Genomic DNA, 17,600 nt, shown 5'->3' with positions numbered 1-17,600 from the left:
CACCTCCTTTTTTAAAAAGGCTTTGTTAATACAAATAAAAGGAGACCACTTATATTATTGTGATCTCCTTTATTGCATCCTATGGAACTAACGCACCCGTTAGTTTAACAAGACAAATTTTTAACTCGTTAGCTTAACATCGTTATTTCTTCATCTTTCTTAATTGAAAATATATTAAAGCAGGAAGAAAAAAGACGAGTATGTTTATTATTATTGCGGCAATTTTATGGTCGATAAACATAAAGGGTACTGATGCTATATTTATGATTAGTTGTAAATTAGGTACATCAATACCCATAATACCAAATATTACAGCACCTAACATAATACCAGCACAGCACACTACTAATATAATTAACAATGTTACTATACGTAATATTAAAATAAACGTTCTCTTTAAAAAAATTTGAAACATATAAACCTCTTTCCAACTACTTCTTATATAAAAACAATTATAGGCTACTCTCCAAACTATTAAAACAAATAAAAAACCCCGGTTTGATTCTTTAACTAAACTGCCCCGTTAGTTCTATAAGAAAAGGAGGTTTCCAACATATTTCAATAGTGAAATGGATCACTCTTTAGTGAAATTATTACAAATGCATTGAAATCTCCAGACCTGTGGGTTTGTCCCCAAAAGGCCCGCTATATTCTCTAAAAACTAAATCAAGTCCTGAAATATCGTCAGGTAACGGCGGAGACACGATAAAACTGAATACGAATTGTCCTGTGGAACCACTTCCAGAATCCCAACGACAATCATATTGTTCTCCTAAAAACAATTCGAAAAAATTGTGTTGATGTCGGTCGTATGGTGAATCTTTCGTCGAATCCCAATCGATATTAAGATGAACCACGCTTGCATTCTGGTACTGCCGAATAAAGGTTACCGTATATAAATATTCACCCTTTTCAACTGATTTTAAGATGGGTAAATGCCTTTTAAAATCTTTTGGTTCAACACGAGGTCTAAATTCTTCATCATTTCTCAATGTACCGAATACCGAGTTTAACAAATCCTCGTACAGTCCGAACCTTTTTGCCCAATTTGAGATATTTTTATGAGGTGGAAAACCTGGATCATTGTTTGAAATATCCTTACGTTGTTTTAGTAATGCACAAAGTTGTTCATCTATTGAAAAAACCTTTTCATTATAATGGTCGGTTGGTTGTTCGAATGGCATTCGTTTCATTGTATTCCTCCTCATTTTTATTTCAAAAGCAAAGCATTAGTTACCTCTATATTAACAAATAATGGATATGTTAGAAATAATGTTCTTCAACTAATCTGCCCCGATAGTTGCATAATAAAAAGCTGCCTTAAAGACAGCTCCGATCTTCAGCTAACACACCCGTTACTTGAATAAGGTTTACTCTAATATCAACGTTACATTTTCCTTATCAAGGATAATTTCTTCAATCAAGTCAAATATTGTAGGACCGATGTTCATTTTTGCATCCTTTATTTCTTGGATTACTTTCTCTTCATTACTATGATGGCAATTTTTCAACATCTCATTTAGTTTAACTATCGTTTCACTGTACCCCAAATCTACTTTAGATTTAGCAGAATTTCTCCAAATAATAGTAAATTGTTCTTCGTTTTCTATATCTCCGAAACCTCCAAACAAAATATCATTAAAAGCATCTAGATTTCCGCGCCACTTATATTTTCCAGAGAGGACTATATCTGAAAACTCCTTACAAAACCCCTTAAAGTTAGAAAATTTATCTCCATCGATAATAAAAACTTTGTTCATATTAGCACCTCTCATACATTGATTTTTTCTTATTTTATCATTTCGCTTTATTTCACTAACCTGCCTCGATAGTGGAATAAAGAAAAAGTTGCCTTAAAGACAGCTCTAATCTGCAGCTAAAACACCCGTTAGTTCTATAACGAAAACTTAGATATTTCCTACAATATCTTCTGGTCCCCATATTGCTAGACCATTATTTGGACAAGCAACTATGTCCCAATCCTCGTCATCTATTGATGTCTTAATAACACCTACTTGCCAACTTTCATACTTATCGTCATGTCCCCATATAAAAAGAACTTCACCTGTTTCAAACGTTAAGAATAAATGTGGACTCTTATCATGTAATGAAACATCTACAATTTGTTTCAACCTCAATTCACAAAGAATTTTTAAGGACTCAATCAAATCCATATTAGGTAATTCATTAGTTAAAGGAATACTTTTAGGCAGTGAATTAAATAAACAAAATTGACTCTCAATATTAATGTAAATTTGACCATTAATTCGATTTGAATTAGTTTCACTCTCGGAAAGAAGTAACCTCAATCCATAAAAGTTAAGCCCCTCAATCTTGGCCCCAATACATAAAAAATTTAAAACTTTTAAAGCATCAGTCTTTTCCCCTTTATCCATATATACCACCTCCGTATATATATTTAATTCTATATCCTTCTTCAACTAACCTGCCCCGTTAGTTCAACAAGATAATCAACAACATCCTTTTACAGAGCCTATTAAAATTCTATATCATCTAAGAAAAAGTCCACATCATCCACTAGTATTTGATCGGCTTGCCACAGAGCGTAGACAAAAGCTGAAAATCCATCTGTCTTTCTCCTAACTTCATCTTTTTTGACAAAGTCTTTATTTCCATCATTTTTAACTTTTACAACAATGTTATTCGTGTTCCACCTCATCAATGGATTATCTCCAAAAATAATACGTTTTTGGGCAAAGAGCATTTCAATTCTAGGAGCAAGTTTTGCATAGATTGCATGAGGGTTTTGTATATATAAAACTTTGAACCCTGCTTCTTCTAATGCTTGTTTTACAATATCCAGACGAAACGTATCTCCAACAATAGTATTTAGCCCGTATTTCTCTCTCATTTCACAAAAGTAATTGACCATATAACTAATATCAATAACGGGTTCATCCAATAATGTAATTAATCCCTGCTCTTCCCACTCGAATATTGGAGGCTTTAAATTTGCTTCTTTGATAAATTCACGCCTTGCGAATTGGTGACTTTCCCAAATATAATTTTCGCCATCCTTAAATAAAACACCGCATGCTGTAAAGTCTTTAATGAATGAGAAATCAATTGCACCTACACATGTTTTATTTTCTAGTCGATCATATGGAATAGGCTTATTAGTCGCTTGGATATCTTCCCAGGATGCTACCTTAACCGTATTATCTTCTTGAGGAAGATTCATCCTTTTTGCCATAAATTCAGATCGTCCGGACGGGTCATCTTCCAGATCCAAATATTCATCCATAATTGTGTCAAACAGTTCTTCAGCATAAGGGCTTCTTGGCTGACTAAACATAGGATTCGCCTTTTCCCATAATTCCGGGTTTTCGACCTCATCCTTACTGTCCATTTTGCAAATGAAAACAAAACGGTTTTCACGTTTACTTCCGCCTCTTAAGACTTCTAAACACTGTTCAATAAATCTATCAAAAAATCCACCGCGGACATGACCGTTGGTGGATATATAAATTCTTCTTCTATGTTTTACTTTTCCTAAACCAGAGCTTAGGGTATTTATTAGTTTCGTATCTTCGTAAATATGCCATTCATCAAAAATCAAACATCCAGGACGGCCACCATCTTTTGTGTCGGCATTGGATGTCCGGAACTTGAATTCAGCAAGAGTAGCTTTTCCAGTAATCTTTGTCTTAGTCCAAGAGAAGAAGTTCTTCATGAAGTTCTTGTTCTTTTCCTTCATGTTATTGACTTCTTTTACAGATGTTTCAGCTTGGTCTTCACTATTAGCCACAACATCTACGTTATATCCTTCGATTCCATGACCAGGGCTAATAAAATAATCAGCAAGACCCGAAATCAATCCGTTTTTCCCATTCCCACGGGCAATTACAATCACGATATCTTTATAAAATAACTTGTCACGTTCTTTATATTTAAGAAATATAAAAGCGATAATAAACTTTTGGAAGACCTCTAATTTGAAGTACCATTTCTCAATATAGTTTATACATTGCTCAATTTGCTTCTCATCGAAATATATATCGTCACGAACAAGCACTTCAGTTTCTAATTGTTTTACTAAATCAATTCGCTCTTGATTAAAAATAACGTGACCCTTTCGCCACTCCTCAATATAAGCATCTACATATTTTTGATGTATCAATATAAATCACTGACTTCTGGTCCGTCATTATCCTTCTCATCATTTTTAGGTATAACTGATACATCAAACATTGCAAATTTAATGGATTTTTCAAGAGCGATTAATGTTTTTGTGAGCTTATTTAATTCATTTATAGCAGGATTTGCTTTAGTGAATTCCTGATTTGCATTAATAGTTGTTGCCATTACGCCGCCTTTGTTGATTGCAATTTGAAGTTTTCTAATTTGCTTAACAATCGCTATATACCGCATTACCTTATCAACTTCTATTAGATCGTCTCTATCAATTCGGTTCATCAATTGGTTTTCCAATTTTGAAATTTTTACAACTCCACTCACAAAAACACCCCCCCTCTTTTTTTAACCCCCTAATATAGCAATGGTTTTTTTGATTTTTTTTGGACAGCAGAGCCCCCTCCCCGCTCCCGGGGTAAAATATAAATAGCTTCTTTGCAAGGTGGGGGGTGTTACCACATCTCATCATCCCAACGTTTCTTTTTCTGTTCTCCAAATACTCGATCATGCATCTTGTTATGACAGTTCAGGCATAAGGTTTCGAGGTTATCTAATACCAAAGCCAGCTGCGGATAGTGTTCAATCTCATACTTATGATGAACGTTGAGCTCCACGCTCTTTCGTTCACCTTGTACCTTGATTGAGTCCACATGCACCTTGCCCTCACGCTTACACTGTTGGCACTCATAGTTGTCCCTCTCTAATGCTTCAAGCCTTAACTTGTTCCAATCACCTGTTCTATAGAACTTCTTCTTCTGTGCCTCTGTCTTGTACTCAGCCAATGCTATCTACGTCCTTACAAGTCATTATCAGTACATCTCATCAAGCTCTTCTTCAGTACATCCTAATTCATGTGGTCTAACCCCAAAACTTAGAGCATCCTTTAGCGCATTAGATAATAAGTAAGTATCAACTGGTTTCAAGGCATCATCTTCTTTCTCCAAAAGAATAAGCAACCTAGAAAGGTTGCTCAATGTTTTATTCTTCTTTGACCTTATTTCTAATTGTATCAGTAATATTTGCCAATAAATCTAAACTATTATCTATATTTATCATAAACTCTTTTGAAGTTGTATAATTACCGACAGACATCTTCATCACTTGTGTTCCATCAGGTTTAGTCTCTTTTGAGAAACCCGAATCGATTTGGTTTGGCCTATAATTATGGATAAGATTATTTCGAAACTCATTTACTTTTATATATACCTCATTGTTAGGTAAATCATTCAAAAAGTCATAAAGAACTCTATCCTCAACTTTAAGTTTTGTTAGAACTTTTTTTATAAAACCTAATTTATGTTCAATCTCGAATTTATATTTTGTATTTATTAAATGATATACAGAATCTATTAAGCCTGAAAATCGAGAATAATAACCATCCATATAAAAACCGAACCAGTATAAATTTGCATGATGTTCTTCCTCAAAATGTGGGAAGTATTGAACCATATATCCATTTTCACCAGGAGATTTATACCATTCATCATCAGGGATGCCTGCCAAATAATATGACTTTAACATAGTGTAATTTACTATCAAGTCAAAAGATCTATTATTAAATTCTTGTAACCAATAATTGAGCTTCATCCCGTGATATGCCTCATTAAACTTAAGAATATTAAACTTTTTCTTATCTATATTGAGGTGAAGCTTATCTAATGCATCTGCCTTATCCTTACAAATTTCAAGCCAATCTTCTTTTGCTGGGTATTTAGCATAATCATATATATCCATAAGAATACTCCTTACTCAACCAATATTTATATAAACAATTTCAACAAAGACATTTTCCTCTTTTAAATTCAGAGGGTTTTCTTTATATATTTTCTTTAAAGATTTTCTTTAGGAATTTCGCTCTAATGAAGGAAAAAATTTCAGCGTACTGCAATTGGAGTACTCTAGCCCGTACTGTAATTGGAGTACGGAACATTCATTTGGATATTTGAGGACATTAAAAAGCACTCAATGAGCGAGTGCCTCCAAATTCTTATTCAGTATCCAACTGTACCTGGATCTAAGTGTTTACTTGTAACTACTCCTGGATCTAACATATCATATCTCCTTTTTCAATAAAGTTATCAACCACTAATCAATTCTGCTATAGTCTTAGCTATTATATTTTCAATCCTGTCAAAGCCACTATCCTTAAATCGTTTAAGAATATTCCTTGATTTTTCTTCTGGATTACTAACACTTTCCAATTCTAAATCCAATTTTTCTTCAAGGTACTTAACTGTCTGTGCTGTCAATAAAGCATTCTCCAGCCGTACAGCTTGGATACCATACGCCTTACGTCCCCCGCGTATAAAATGTACACTATGAATGAATCCTTCGTTTTCTAGCTTCAATATCGCTATATTAAAAGTATCAATATCCATTCCTTCTTCTAAAAACTTAACTTTAACTTTATTCAAATCAGGAATATCTTTTTGATATTCTAAAAATAAAGCAGTCAGTATCTCTCTTTTAGCATCAATAATCATTTTTTACCTCCTTTTGTCCTATACATTCTACAAAAGGATATGATTACCTTCTTTATTCACAAAAAGACGACACCATTTTGAGTGCCGTCTTGCTTTATTCTCGATGATATAAATTTATCACATATAAACCCAAATGCTCTGCCGTCTTTCTGTCAATAATCTGCATGCTTTCTGACATTAGTACTACTTCACTTCATAGCTGCAATTTTTTCTTCCTGACCATATTCAATTTCAATTATTTCTCTTAATAATCCCGTGTGGTTAAAGAAAACACCTTTTTTTGCTCGCTCTATATCCCCTTCTTCGTGTTCCCAATAAGGCTCTTCTAAAAAACCTCGGACAATAACTTTGTCATTTTTTAATGCTTTACTTTTGTGTTTATCAATTAAATTCTCAAGTTCGGCAACATCATTTATACTAAAATAAGACAGTTCACTAATTAGAGAAGAATAGTTTTCATTTTTATGTTTATTAGCTACAGGTAATTTCTCATCTAAAATTTTCTCTAAAATATCTGTATTTAAGTTATCATCAATTTTAATAGGTTGTTTGTTGAACTCCATTCTTTCTTCAAGAACTCTACCAAATTCTAAATCTACTACTTCTAATAGAGCTGCCACTCTATTTATTGATCTTATAATAGACTTCGGGACATCGGATTCTTTCTTATAATTTAATACATGGGATGCAGCAGCCCATGTATGCTGTGAGATTGTTCTTAATTGAACTTCAACTTTAAGTCCTTCTAATTCTCTCAACGAAGGTAATTTTGTCCAATCATCTGGTATATATATTTCATAATGAATTGAACCATACCCAAATTGGTTATCAGATAACCTTGAGGCAGTATCTTCTTCTCTAGTTATAGAAAATATTGAATTTATTATTTCTTGAACTTTTTTAATATCTTTCTCGAATAATGTAATTATCCTTATACCTGCTAAATCATTTATTTCGGTAATATCATTTGGTTCCATAGAATATCGTTTGCATTTATCTAAAAGAGAAGACCACTCTTTAACTCTATAGTTAATTGGAACCGCAAGCTTAACATCATTTTCTTTTAATAAAATTTCTAATTGCTTAATAATTTCTTTACATAATGTTCGATATTTTGGTATTTCAAAATCGTATTGTGTCTTTAAATGATTAGTTTCCATTGCATATTCCTTCCAGACTTAATAAAACCATTTAATTAATAATTCGACAAAAAATAAGTGGTTCCTTCTATATTTTTTAATATTTTTCTTTATATACTTCAATTTTTAAAAGAAATGCTAGTTTATAAAATAGCCTAGCTTTCAACCTATAATATTTCCTTTCTCCATAACCAATTTCATTATAAATTTCATAATCAAATACTTCATCATCACCATCTAAGTATCTTTTAATGATTATTTCTCTTTCCTTGAAGTTCAACCGATTTACTGCTTTTCTTATTCTCTCTATATATTCATCACGCTCACGTTCATAATCAACTTTATAAATGACTGCTGTTTCTGTAGAGGAATGAAATTGATTAGATGGAGCCGAAGCAGCAAGAGAATAAGAAGCAGTAACCTTAGGTAATCTTTCTTCAGGAATAGTTAATAGGTAAAAGCGATATTTCTCCAATGCAGATCCAACAGCATCCCTTGTTTTTTCCCTGTCGATTTCAGGTAGCATGAATAACTGGCCCACCTTACATTCCCCCTATGATATAATATTTCAACCAAAAACATACACCCAGGAGAAATCCTGGTTTTTTTATTTCCAATTATGTTAATTATTAAAACGGTGCATCATCTTTCACTAATTCAAGCTGACCTGGCGCCACACTGGCCGAACCATCTTTATCAATCGTGTACTCAACCCCCTCATGTGGTTCTTCATAATCGTCTGTGCTCATATGTCCTTCTGGTGCATTATCATTTTGTGGGTGACTCTCCATTACTTCTTTAGGAATTTGATAAGCATAAGTTAAATCAATTAAGAAATACTGACCGTACTTGTTATATTTCTCTGTGATTTTGTGCATTTGAAGGTTGTCATTTTCTTTAGCAGCTGAAACAATTTCCTCCGCCTGTTCACGTGTATCTGCATAATGTTGTTCCTTTTGATTAAGTTGTACTTTTGCCATTGATTAATCCTCCTATTAATAACCGTTGTTTTTATTTAAATGTATAAGTAGACTAATTGCTCCTATAAAGAGAGTTAATAAAAGTTTTCCTTTATTTATAAAGCGTTTCTAGCCTTAGAAAGCCTTTCAGCAGCTCTTTCCCTTTGTTCATCTGTATAGACCCGTTCCTTTTTCATACTGACTTGTTTTTCTGTCAAAGTTCCCCTAACAGCTATCGGTCTATCATCCTCGGATTCTAAGACGAATAACTCTGTTAAATTAGAGAGTTTTCGAATATGTTTGGGCACAGTAGAGTAAACGGTCCACTCGCCAGTACTATTGTCAAAAACCAATGAAGTTTCTTGTTCATCTCGGGAATAACCCATATCGATGATTCCTCCTTTATCTAGCATTGTTATTGTATTTAAATTGGTGAAGCTCTTTCATGGCTTCTTTATGTTTAGCCTTTAACTCCGAATGGGCCTTTTTAAGTTCCTCATGAGTCTGGACATGTACCGATAACCTAGCCGCCTTTGAATTTGCCACACTGTAATTTGAATTGATTTTCTTTATCGTTTCTTTCTGACTTTTAACCTTATTAGCCGTTTGAATGTATGACTTTTGTATTTCATCCAGCAATGGCTTTATCCGTTTAGTCGTCACTGTCTTTTGGCTGTCCACAATTCTTCTAAGCTCGGCTAGTTCTTTCATGCCTCGGCCCCTAACATCCCTTTTTTCCTCATATGAAATACCTTGCATCTAACCTGATTAATGTTGCGCCCCAGCAGATTTGTTAAGTCTTTATAGTAACCTGGTTTAGTTCCATGCTCATCCAGATAATCACGAATGGTTTGCTCTTCTTTAATGGTCCAAGCGCCTTCATATATACGGGACTCATTGTTCTTTATACGTTGTATTTGACGTTTAACGGACTTGGAAGACCTGCCTATTTTGTGCGCAACTGCATAAATCTGAAATTCGCCTTTTATGCAGCGATCCAACAATTCCATTTCCTCTTGCGACCATCCTCGCCGGATTGCGCCTTTTAAAGGTGTAGTGTAATTTACCGTAGCCACATTATCTCCACAGTTAGGACAATGAGCTATTTTACGCGGTGCCAGCTTCCCATGAGTTTCAAAAACTAACACGCAATCATTGCAAATGTATTTCAATTAAGCACCCTCCTTAACTGCCTAGTGCATGGTTTAGTCGAACTGTTCATCAACTTCTTAATTTTTCGAAACTTTACATAACTAAAAAACGTAAATGAAAGATATAATAAGGAGGTTATTGTTTTGTACGAACATAAATTCGTGAAAATTCAATTATCAGCATTCAAACTAACTCCCGAGGAAGATTACCATCAAGTTGTTTATAATCATGAAAAAGAAGGGTGGGAGTTAGTACAAATCTTTGCACCAGGATTAAAAGGTTACGGTGCTCCTAGTTTTTTTGAATTAATATTTAAACGTAAGAAAGATTAGGGGGAATGAGATTTCATTCCCTTTTTCCTTTGTCTACTCAACGATTCTTCTTAACTTAGCAATCCAAGGAGAAGAAAAATCTTCTACAGGGAATCGCCTTTGCTCGAATGTAAGATTATGAAGCACTTCAGATTGAGGTTTTTCTTGTTTAAGAGGGGAAACAATCTCAAATCCCCTCGCTAATAAATCCTTGATAGCTTGTTCAGCTTCATGCTTCCTTTGGCGGCGGATAATAACCGGCTGTATTTGCTTGGCCATTACTCATTTCCCTCTTTAACCTGCTCTGCAATAGCAACAGCAACTGCAGCAACATGTATTAGTTCAGTGTACAAATTAGAGGCATCAGAATCTTTTCCCCATCCCTGATCCTTTTGCATGGCTTGGGCAACTTCTCCGACTTCTTCAATAAGGATTTTTAACCAATCACCATATGAATGGCGTTGTCTTCCCCACATTGAATTTTGTCTAAACCGTTCCATCTCCACTGCAAGTAATACTTCATTTTTCAATTGATCATCAACTGTATTCATTTAACACGACTCCCATCCTTAAATCCTTTTTCATAAGCACCGGCAGAAAACAATGACATGAAGAACATTCCGACCCAAGCTCCAATGATGAAAGCCGCGATAATGAACATCTGTCCACCCCTTATCATTTTCTTTCTTCAAGATAACCGGACTTAACAAAGATGTTTCTAAATGCACGATTTAAGCGATCCTTTCTTCTTTTGGCCAGAGACTTCCTCAACCTACGTTTGCCTTTATCCGTCATGTCTTCCCCTCGCTTTTTCAGCTTTGTAGATATCCTCCAATTCGCTCAACGTTAATTCATACAGCTGTAATCCCTCTGGCGTTTTGAAATATCCCATATTTAGTAGTTCATTTTTATAAAAATCTTTTTCAAGTTCGACTCTTTGACGTAAGAACATAGTTCAATCCTTTCACCGTTTAGATAAATCCTTTTTTCAATAATTCACGAGTCATATAGTAAAAGTGATGGTAAATGTAGTTGCCTGTTGCTCCAGGAGCTAAGAAAACAGTAGAGAAGTTATATCGGACCTCGAATGTTTTCAAGCTTCCTAACAGCGACTTAGGTTTATATTTACTTCTGTACATTCCGTTTAAAATTTTTGTATATCCTTCTAGGTCCTCACAAATCAGGACAAAAGGATTTTTTGAAGCACGAATCAACTCATTTTCAAACCGGTTACGGTCCTTAATAGATTCCACCAGCTCATCTACTCCGTTTTTCCGTTCAATACCTGCAGTAAGGTAAATATCTCGAGTAATCCCCATTTCCAAATTCTTTGGAATCATGGCCGAGTAATCAGCGGTCTTCATGGTCCTTAATTTGAAATGAACATTTTTATTTCTAAAATAATCAAGTACATGTTGGTTTTTCTGCTCTCTGGTGTCCACAATAATTTCAAGTGTGCCAAGGATCTGTTCTAATTCCTTGTCGGAATATCTATAATGAATGACCGACATTTATTTCCTCCTAAAGTAAGTCATCGCTCTATCAAATATTTCTTTTGATAATTTATCTGTCCTATCATTTTCAAAATTGGATATAGACTCTTTTAGATTCATCCAACCGTTCTCTCTTAACTCCACAAATAGAGTTAAAATCAATTCCACAGAACCAGGATCATCGCCAATCCAATTCTCGATTTTTTGGTTTACCTCTTCGTCTGTTCTTAAAAAACAATTAATGATTTTATCTATGGTTTGCTTTACGGCATGATCCTGGTCTGAATAATTACCTTTCATGAAAGCAACGATTCTAGCTTTATATGATTTGGCTAACTCCTCTAGTTCTGGATAGATATTTTCTGGGTTGTCTATGTACAATTCGTCATTATCCAGTACGAAGGTGGCTCCCATCGTTTTGAAATCACTTATTATCTGCTTTGGATGCATAAAACACCTCTTTTTAATAAAGGGTTACTAAAGGGTTACCGAACTAAAATTTCAGTAACCCATCAAAAGTCAGTCATATCAAGGGTTTAACCCCTTTTGGGGTTACTGGGTTATCGAGGGTTACCCATTTTCGTAAAAGAGCCCTATATATATATTATTTTTTTATTTATTTATTTTTCGTGGGAATGGAACAGGGAAATTCAGTAACCCTCAGTAACCCTACTAAAAAATAATAGAATATAGCAATCTCAGAAACCCATATATACCAACGGTTTATAGCCTCTTCCGATTGATAGGAGTTACCTTTTCCGGGTTACTTTTTGAAGAAAGTTCAGTAACCCTTTTAGCATTTTCAGTAACCCCTGTTGGGTCATCTTGGAAAAATCCTGCTCCTGCATATTGATTTAATGTCATTCCAAGAAGAAAGGTTTTATTTTTGGCTCCTTTTTCTTTTTTAAATCCTCGAATCTCCATTTGCCGATAAAATGCACGATTCTTTAATTCCATTTCATTGTTTGAGTAACACCATTTTGTATAATTCTCATATAGAGTTTTTGCTTCAATCTTGGCATTTGGATGTACAGTACAATTTTCGTCAATAAATGGCCCTAATATATCCATGTCTTGCCTATAGTCCTCAGTTGCTTCCTTCACGGCTTTCGGCTCGCCCAATCCATCAGCCTGCCATTTCAGGCAGCCTTCCACAGCCCAACGAAGAATGCCGGGCATTTCCTTGGCTAACTTATCCGGAAGATCGTAATCGATTTTGTCTTTTGGTATCGTTACAGTGAAAGGAATTAACTTTATCCGTCTCCAGATACCTTCATCCGACCCTTTGATAATTGGCTTATGGTTTGTGGTAAAGAAAACTTTAAACTCAGGTGTAAACTCAAAATATTCTTGTCTAAGGAAACGGGCGGACATTTTCTCTCCACCGGTGATTTGTTTAACCAATGATTCGGACAGCTGCTGCCCTTCCTCACTCTCTACGGCTGATACAAACCTGGCCCCGTCTAGCCTGGCCACATCATTATTGATTCCACTGTCATTTTTCTTTTTTAAAAAGGTGTCACTGTTTGTCTGCCGGCCGTAATCCCCAAGAAGATCCTGGATAGTGTTTATGAATGTTGATTTACCATTCCGGCCATTACCGAAAAGGAAAAACATGATCTGTTCTTTTGTTACACCAGTAAATGAATAACCAATGGCTTTCTGCAAAAATTCTATAAGCTCATGATCCGGTTTTCCCTCTGGTGTAAGAAAAATACTTTCTAGGAACGCAATCCAGTTGGGACATTTAGCATTCTTTTTATACTCAATTGGAGAAATCTTAGTAAAGAGCAGATCCCTATCATGCGGGCTTAATTCTCCTGTCTTCAGGTCAATCACACCGTTATCACAATTAAAAAGAAATTTATGAGCGTCCAGGTCTTTCTTTTTGATAGAAACCATTGGCCTTACATCCAATATGCTATTTATTCTAATTGCACGCTTTTCACATTTCTTCGCCCAATCATTAAGCTGTTTTGCACGATATCGATCTTCTTCCGTCTTTGACTCCTGGTAGAGTCCTCTAAGCGTTTTTGCAGCAAGGGCCTCGATATTTCGTTTGCTATCCTCCTGCCATTGCTTTCCGTTCCATATAAGCCATTCCAGTTCGTTACAGTACCGGATATTATCTCCGTGGTAATACACAATTCGTTCTGCATTCCCTAGCTCGGTTAAATGAAAATTAGGGACTTTATCAATGATTTCCTCAGTATCTTCAATTTCATTTGGTTCATCTGAAATGTATATTTCATATTTCTTTTCTTCTGGTGGTTCAAAATCAGATATGGTTGAGGGAGTCGCAAGAATGGCCGTTTCAATTGTCATTTGCCCATATGTACGACCATCCCCTGAATGCTGCTTATCCCACTTTTCACGAAGTAGACTCGATTCCCGGAACATGGAATCCATTTTCGATGCACCCTTATCTGTCCAGAAGGCCAAGTGATTGCACAAAGCCATATCTGTGGAAGAATGATCCCCATTTATCAAAAGCCCTTGAAATAGGTCCTTTATATTCCCACCGTTCTTGCTGCTGAACATCCTTTCCCATAACTCAGAGTTTGGGAGGCTTTGTATATCCTCACTTTCAGAAAAATTATTACTGACCTTCGCTTCAGGCTTTGGCTTTTCTTCTAAATACTTTTTAAAAAGAACTTTAAATTGTTCTGTACCGTCCTGGACTGGCGTTTCACCTAAGCTGTTTCCTGTGAAAGTGAAGTACCGTCCATGCCTGTATATTTCTAATCCAAGCTTAGGATTCTTCCTCCCTGTACCTGGTCCTTTGAGTGGTAAAGTACCCTTTGCAATGATGTGGATGCCTTCGCCACTTGGAGAATATTCTGTATAGCTTTGGACTATCTCAATAACATCCTCAGCCAGTTCAGTAAGGGCTCCTTCATTCACACAATGGTCAATGTCGATACCTATAAAAGGATCATCTTTGGAGAACATAAAGCCAATTCCGTCATATCCGCCCTTTTCAAAAAACTTGATTGCCGTTGGGAAGGTTGACCAGCTGCGTTTATTATTTGATTGAGCCATCTCTCCATTAATCTGATATGGAACCTTCGTTTTTTTTCCTTCACGTAGTTCAGAACGCCATAGGATCCAATGAGGAGTGTTTTTAAGCTCTACAGGTATATTGTTAAATTGATGTGTCATTTGATTACTCCCTTTTGAAAAGGGAGCCTATCAAGCTCCCCTCTATTCATTGAATCTATTAATCTGTTGCTTAAAATGGAACATCATCATCAGAAATCGTAATTGTTGTATTTGGTGCGCTTACTTCAGAAACTTTAAGCGCCTTTACTTCAGCGTATTTTTTACCGTTATATTCTCTTTCTCCGACTACTAAACGGACAGGTTTATTTAAGAAAGCATCCGCCCATTCTTTGTAGTTCGCGAACTCCATACCATTAGGGAACTGTGCTGCTACCGAAGCCTGTTGGAATCTCCACAAAGTTGTATCAGAAACGATGAAGTTATCGAAAAGAATTTTTTGTCCTTGGCACAGTTGTTCTACATCTGAACGAATTTCATAATCTACAACCACCATGTTCTTCTTAGTGGATGATTCCTTTTGTTCGTAATTAATAACGATTGCTTCATACTCACCTGGCTTGATTTGTTCGAATGTTGATTCACCTTTTGTATGGTCTACTTTAAACATTTATAATTCCTCCTATTATTTAAATTCTGCTAATCTATCGAGTGCTGTACTTGCAAGTTTGATAGAAAAATCATCAAGCTTTGTATTTGCCTTAAACTCAAATTCTTCTACTTTCTTTTGAGCTTCAGCATTACTGGATGCAATAGCTTTCACCTGTTCAATCAGGCTAATCCTTTGGCCTTCTTCCTCGGCTTTTACATCAATGCCAAGCTCGAGCCATTTGTATAGTTTTCGACCAACATCAACAGTTATTTTCTGCGGCTTGCCTTCAAACATCTGTGTATTATCCTTGGATATATCAGCAACATGATCAATATCAATTACAAAGTTGAGCATGAACTCATATTCCATTTCTTCCTTTTGAACAGGCTTGGTGCCAACTTTTCTTGGTGCCATCTTACCTTCACTGTTCGGCTCCACGACATATTCTGTTTTGGTCCGGAAGGTTGCCAAGATATGAACATTATTCTGAGTAAGAGTTTTAATTAACTTTGTTGTTTCCGGTGTAAGCTTGCCCCAGTTTTGAAATGAGTTTCCGGACATTTGTCCATGGGTTTCTACAATGCCGCCTTCACCCATCCAATTATGAGAAATGGAGTCTACTATAACTACCTCAGCCCCGGCTGCCTTTATTGTTTGAACAGCCATTTGATATCGTTCCGTTGTGAAAGGTGGTGTAAAATCTATGTGCCTGAACTTGCCGATGCTAATATCTCCAATTTGCAAATTGGCATATAATTTTGATCTTCTGTGCTCGGTATCAACTACGCCAATCTTCAACCATATTTCTGACTCACTGGCATCCGGATATGCTTCTTTCATCATTCCGTATGCAACGACAAGTGCACTTACTGTTTTGCCAGATCCACTGCAGCCGATAAATCCAACAACTGCCTTTTCCTTTTCGCGTTCAGCTTCTGTGACTTGAAACATGGAATCATTCCCCTCCTTCCACAATCTTAATGATTTCGTTATATTCCTTCACCAATTTCTCATGACGATCAATCGCCTGTGAAAGGGATTCATTGGACTGAGTATTAACTTCGATTTTTATCTTGGCTTCCGATATCTCCCGGAGAAGATGGTCGCGGTCTTTCTTGATTCGCTTCAATGCATCCATTTGGTTTTTCACCTTCCTTTAACATCGAATCAAGGAATTCATAGTTTTCTATTAAATCTTCAAATAAGTGGCTACCACCTATCGAAGGTTCATATTGTTCTAGTAATTTATAAAGAGGTTTCAATAGGTCGGTTTCTGGACTGAAAACTGTACGTCCTTTAGAATCGAAATACATTTTTCCATCCTCCTGTTGCAAATTTGATAAAAACATGTATAGAATATTTATAAGTTGTACATTTTTCAGGACTCCTGTCTGCAAACAGGGGTCTTTTCTATTCATTGCCATTTCTACAAAGTGATCTATCAGCAACATATTGGAGACAGCATTCTGAGCTTGAATGGATGAAAACCGTTTCTTCCTGGTCCTGCATATCGTAAAAATCTTCGAAAGAGTAAATACTTTGACCACATCCTCCACATTCTCCAACTACTTTCGGCTCTTTCCTCCAAAGTGAATCTATTACCTTAGGATTCTCTACATCCACAATTTTTGAACCTCCTTGGTATCGTCAGCCTGCAGCTAAGGCATACTCATATTTCACACATACAACAGGTAGATTAATTTCTGTGATAAGCTCGTCCTTACGATTAAACAATTTGAATACCCCATCACGTTCGATAATGTCATACACAACTGACCCACCAAATTCCTTACCAATCTCAAAGGTATAGATAAAAGGATTAGTTGCTTCAGCAATTACCTCAAAAGACTTAATCGTTTTTTCCAATTATTTCACCTCCTTTCAATCGCCCTTCAGTCAATGAGCTACCGCACATACAGCCACCTAGAAACACTAACAGAGTAAATAATCCGTATACCATTAATTCGCCCAATTAAATAGCCTCCTTTTAAGATGATTTACGCTCAATCCATTCTAATAAGAACACTCTTGTTTCCTTAGCTGGAAAATACCATTTGCCCCCAACCTTCCTTTTAGGAAAGTCAGGGTCGAAGAAGAACTCTTTCTGAATTGTGTTCCATGACATACAAGTTCTTCTTTCAAGTTCCCTTGCGTCCCAAAAAACCAGTTCAACATCAATCTCTTTCATTTTTTCTTTAATTTCGTCGAGATAGATTTTTTTGAATTTAACTTCATCGATTTGAACATTAAAAATGT

Annotated in this window: 29 protein-coding genes; 1 reads left to right on the top strand and 28 read right to left on the bottom strand. The window is 35.7% G+C overall.

Translation table 11 applies throughout. From position 1 onward, the window contains the following. Nucleotides 1–593: 593 nt before the first annotated feature. The 15 genes from ACQKMR_RS16205 to ACQKMR_RS16135 form a co-directional block, all read right to left on the bottom strand. A complete protein-coding gene (locus ACQKMR_RS16205; protein WP_427698215.1) occupies nucleotides 594–1,193 on the bottom strand; it encodes a hypothetical protein in 600 nt (199 codons plus the stop codon). A 177-nt stretch (nucleotides 1,194–1,370) separates the two neighbouring features. Beyond that, on the bottom strand, nucleotides 1,371–1,760 hold the full coding sequence (locus ACQKMR_RS16200) for a barstar family protein (RefSeq protein WP_427698214.1): 390 nt from the start codon (nucleotides 1,758–1,760) through the stop codon (nucleotides 1,371–1,373). A gap of 147 nt (nucleotides 1,761–1,907) precedes the next feature. Further along, nucleotides 1,908–2,396 (bottom strand): hypothetical protein, encoded by a 489-nt coding sequence (locus tag ACQKMR_RS16195; RefSeq protein WP_427698213.1) that lies wholly within the window; start codon nucleotides 2,394–2,396, stop codon nucleotides 1,908–1,910. Nucleotides 2,397–2,497: 101 nt separating this feature from the next. After that, nucleotides 2,498–4,141, bottom strand: a complete 1,644-nt coding sequence (locus ACQKMR_RS16190) for a terminase TerL endonuclease subunit (protein ID WP_427698212.1) — start codon at nucleotides 4,139–4,141, stop codon at nucleotides 2,498–2,500. Beyond that, nucleotides 4,138–4,479, bottom strand: coding sequence for a P27 family phage terminase small subunit (locus ACQKMR_RS16185; protein WP_427698211.1), 342 nt, complete (start codon nucleotides 4,477–4,479; stop codon nucleotides 4,138–4,140). Before ACQKMR_RS16185 ends, ACQKMR_RS16190 begins: the two co-directional genes overlap by 4 nt. 128 nt (nucleotides 4,480–4,607) lie before the next feature. Then, the gene (locus ACQKMR_RS16180; protein WP_427698210.1) at nucleotides 4,608–4,937 is read right to left on the bottom strand and encodes an HNH endonuclease; all 330 of its coding nucleotides are present in this window, start codon (nucleotides 4,935–4,937) and stop codon (nucleotides 4,608–4,610) included. A gap of 27 nt (nucleotides 4,938–4,964) precedes the next feature. Continuing rightward, nucleotides 4,965–5,129, bottom strand: a complete 165-nt coding sequence (locus ACQKMR_RS16175) for a hypothetical protein (RefSeq protein ID WP_427698209.1) — start codon at nucleotides 5,127–5,129, stop codon at nucleotides 4,965–4,967. A 4-nt stretch (nucleotides 5,130–5,133) separates the two neighbouring features. Beyond that, nucleotides 5,134–5,889: a Cthe_2314 family HEPN domain-containing protein gene (locus tag ACQKMR_RS16170; RefSeq protein WP_427698208.1), complete on the bottom strand. Its 756-nt coding sequence runs from the start codon at nucleotides 5,887–5,889 to the stop codon at nucleotides 5,134–5,136. A 344-nt stretch (nucleotides 5,890–6,233) separates the two neighbouring features. Then, nucleotides 6,234–6,638 (bottom strand): hypothetical protein, encoded by a 405-nt coding sequence (locus tag ACQKMR_RS16165; protein WP_427698207.1) that lies wholly within the window; start codon nucleotides 6,636–6,638, stop codon nucleotides 6,234–6,236. A gap of 188 nt (nucleotides 6,639–6,826) precedes the next feature. Next, the gene (locus ACQKMR_RS16160; protein ID WP_427698206.1) at nucleotides 6,827–7,798 is read right to left on the bottom strand and encodes a GTP pyrophosphokinase; all 972 of its coding nucleotides are present in this window, start codon (nucleotides 7,796–7,798) and stop codon (nucleotides 6,827–6,829) included. A 76-nt stretch (nucleotides 7,799–7,874) separates the two neighbouring features. Further along, a complete protein-coding gene (locus tag ACQKMR_RS16155) occupies nucleotides 7,875–8,303 on the bottom strand; it encodes an ArpU family phage packaging/lysis transcriptional regulator (RefSeq protein WP_427698256.1) in 429 nt (142 codons plus the stop codon). A 103-nt stretch (nucleotides 8,304–8,406) separates the two neighbouring features. After that, the gene (locus ACQKMR_RS16150) at nucleotides 8,407–8,757 is read right to left on the bottom strand and encodes an organic solvent tolerance protein OstA (RefSeq protein WP_427698205.1); all 351 of its coding nucleotides are present in this window, start codon (nucleotides 8,755–8,757) and stop codon (nucleotides 8,407–8,409) included. Nucleotides 8,758–8,852: 95 nt separating this feature from the next. Further along, the gene (locus tag ACQKMR_RS16145; RefSeq protein WP_427698204.1) at nucleotides 8,853–9,122 is read right to left on the bottom strand and encodes a hypothetical protein; all 270 of its coding nucleotides are present in this window, start codon (nucleotides 9,120–9,122) and stop codon (nucleotides 8,853–8,855) included. Nucleotides 9,123–9,138: 16 nt separating this feature from the next. Beyond that, nucleotides 9,139–9,447, bottom strand: a complete 309-nt coding sequence (locus ACQKMR_RS16140; RefSeq protein WP_427698203.1) for a hypothetical protein — start codon at nucleotides 9,445–9,447, stop codon at nucleotides 9,139–9,141. Then, a complete protein-coding gene (locus ACQKMR_RS16135; protein WP_427698202.1) occupies nucleotides 9,444–9,908 on the bottom strand; it encodes a zinc ribbon domain-containing protein in 465 nt (154 codons plus the stop codon). Before ACQKMR_RS16135 ends, ACQKMR_RS16140 begins: the two co-directional genes overlap by 4 nt. A gap of 123 nt (nucleotides 9,909–10,031) precedes the next feature. On the opposite strand from ACQKMR_RS16135, the gene ACQKMR_RS16130 reads away from it, so the two are divergent. Then, entirely contained in the window at nucleotides 10,032–10,220 is a 189-nt protein-coding gene (locus tag ACQKMR_RS16130; RefSeq protein ID WP_427698201.1) for a DUF4177 domain-containing protein, read from the top strand. 33 nt (nucleotides 10,221–10,253) lie between these two features. Here the strand turns inward: ACQKMR_RS16130 and ACQKMR_RS16125 are convergent, their stop codons facing one another. The 13 genes from ACQKMR_RS16125 to ACQKMR_RS16065 form a co-directional block, all read right to left on the bottom strand. Next, the gene (locus ACQKMR_RS16125) at nucleotides 10,254–10,478 is read right to left on the bottom strand and encodes a hypothetical protein (protein WP_427698200.1); all 225 of its coding nucleotides are present in this window, start codon (nucleotides 10,476–10,478) and stop codon (nucleotides 10,254–10,256) included. Beyond that, nucleotides 10,478–10,750 carry a hypothetical protein gene (locus ACQKMR_RS16120; protein ID WP_427698199.1) on the bottom strand — a complete coding sequence of 91 codons (273 nt, stop codon included), beginning with the start codon at nucleotides 10,748–10,750 and terminating at the stop codon, nucleotides 10,478–10,480. The genes ACQKMR_RS16125 and ACQKMR_RS16120 overlap by 1 nt, the downstream gene beginning before the upstream one ends. A gap of 233 nt (nucleotides 10,751–10,983) precedes the next feature. Further along, nucleotides 10,984–11,151, bottom strand: a complete 168-nt coding sequence (locus ACQKMR_RS16115) for a Fur-regulated basic protein FbpA (RefSeq protein WP_427698198.1) — start codon at nucleotides 11,149–11,151, stop codon at nucleotides 10,984–10,986. A 19-nt stretch (nucleotides 11,152–11,170) separates the two neighbouring features. Then, entirely contained in the window at nucleotides 11,171–11,710 is a 540-nt protein-coding gene (locus tag ACQKMR_RS16110) for an ERCC4 domain-containing protein (protein ID WP_427698197.1), read from the bottom strand. Beyond that, complete coding sequence (locus ACQKMR_RS16105; RefSeq protein WP_427698196.1) at nucleotides 11,711–12,142, bottom strand: hypothetical protein; 432 nt, start codon at nucleotides 12,140–12,142, stop codon at nucleotides 11,711–11,713. It lies immediately after the preceding gene. Between the two features lie 273 nt (nucleotides 12,143–12,415). Further along, nucleotides 12,416–14,854, bottom strand: a complete 2,439-nt coding sequence (locus tag ACQKMR_RS16100; protein WP_427698195.1) for a phage/plasmid primase, P4 family — start codon at nucleotides 14,852–14,854, stop codon at nucleotides 12,416–12,418. A gap of 70 nt (nucleotides 14,855–14,924) precedes the next feature. Next, nucleotides 14,925–15,362 (bottom strand): DUF669 domain-containing protein, encoded by a 438-nt coding sequence (locus ACQKMR_RS16095; protein ID WP_427698194.1) that lies wholly within the window; start codon nucleotides 15,360–15,362, stop codon nucleotides 14,925–14,927. Between the two features lie 15 nt (nucleotides 15,363–15,377). Next, complete coding sequence (locus ACQKMR_RS16090; RefSeq protein ID WP_427698193.1) at nucleotides 15,378–16,295, bottom strand: AAA family ATPase; 918 nt, start codon at nucleotides 16,293–16,295, stop codon at nucleotides 15,378–15,380. Nucleotides 16,296–16,399: 104 nt separating this feature from the next. Next, entirely contained in the window at nucleotides 16,400–16,657 is a 258-nt protein-coding gene (locus tag ACQKMR_RS16085) for a hypothetical protein (RefSeq protein ID WP_427698192.1), read from the bottom strand. Between the two features lie 97 nt (nucleotides 16,658–16,754). Beyond that, nucleotides 16,755–16,967 (bottom strand): hypothetical protein, encoded by a 213-nt coding sequence (locus tag ACQKMR_RS16080; protein WP_427698191.1) that lies wholly within the window; start codon nucleotides 16,965–16,967, stop codon nucleotides 16,755–16,757. Nucleotides 16,968–16,991: 24 nt separating this feature from the next. Then, nucleotides 16,992–17,210 (bottom strand): hypothetical protein, encoded by a 219-nt coding sequence (locus ACQKMR_RS16075; protein WP_427698190.1) that lies wholly within the window; start codon nucleotides 17,208–17,210, stop codon nucleotides 16,992–16,994. Then, a complete protein-coding gene (locus ACQKMR_RS16070; RefSeq protein WP_427698189.1) occupies nucleotides 17,194–17,316 on the bottom strand; it encodes a hypothetical protein in 123 nt (40 codons plus the stop codon). The genes ACQKMR_RS16075 and ACQKMR_RS16070 overlap by 17 nt, the downstream gene beginning before the upstream one ends. Before the next feature lie 15 nt (nucleotides 17,317–17,331). After that, complete coding sequence (locus tag ACQKMR_RS16065; RefSeq protein ID WP_309559251.1) at nucleotides 17,332–17,598, bottom strand: group-specific protein; 267 nt, start codon at nucleotides 17,596–17,598, stop codon at nucleotides 17,332–17,334. Between the last annotated feature and the right edge of the window lie 2 nt (nucleotides 17,599–17,600).

This window comes from Peribacillus sp. NPDC096540 (assembly GCF_050278525.1).
Taxonomy (GTDB): domain Bacteria; phylum Bacillota; class Bacilli; order Bacillales; family DSM-1321; genus Peribacillus.
Note: the sequence above shows the minus strand (reverse complement) of the source record. Positions and strands in the feature narration are given on the sequence as shown.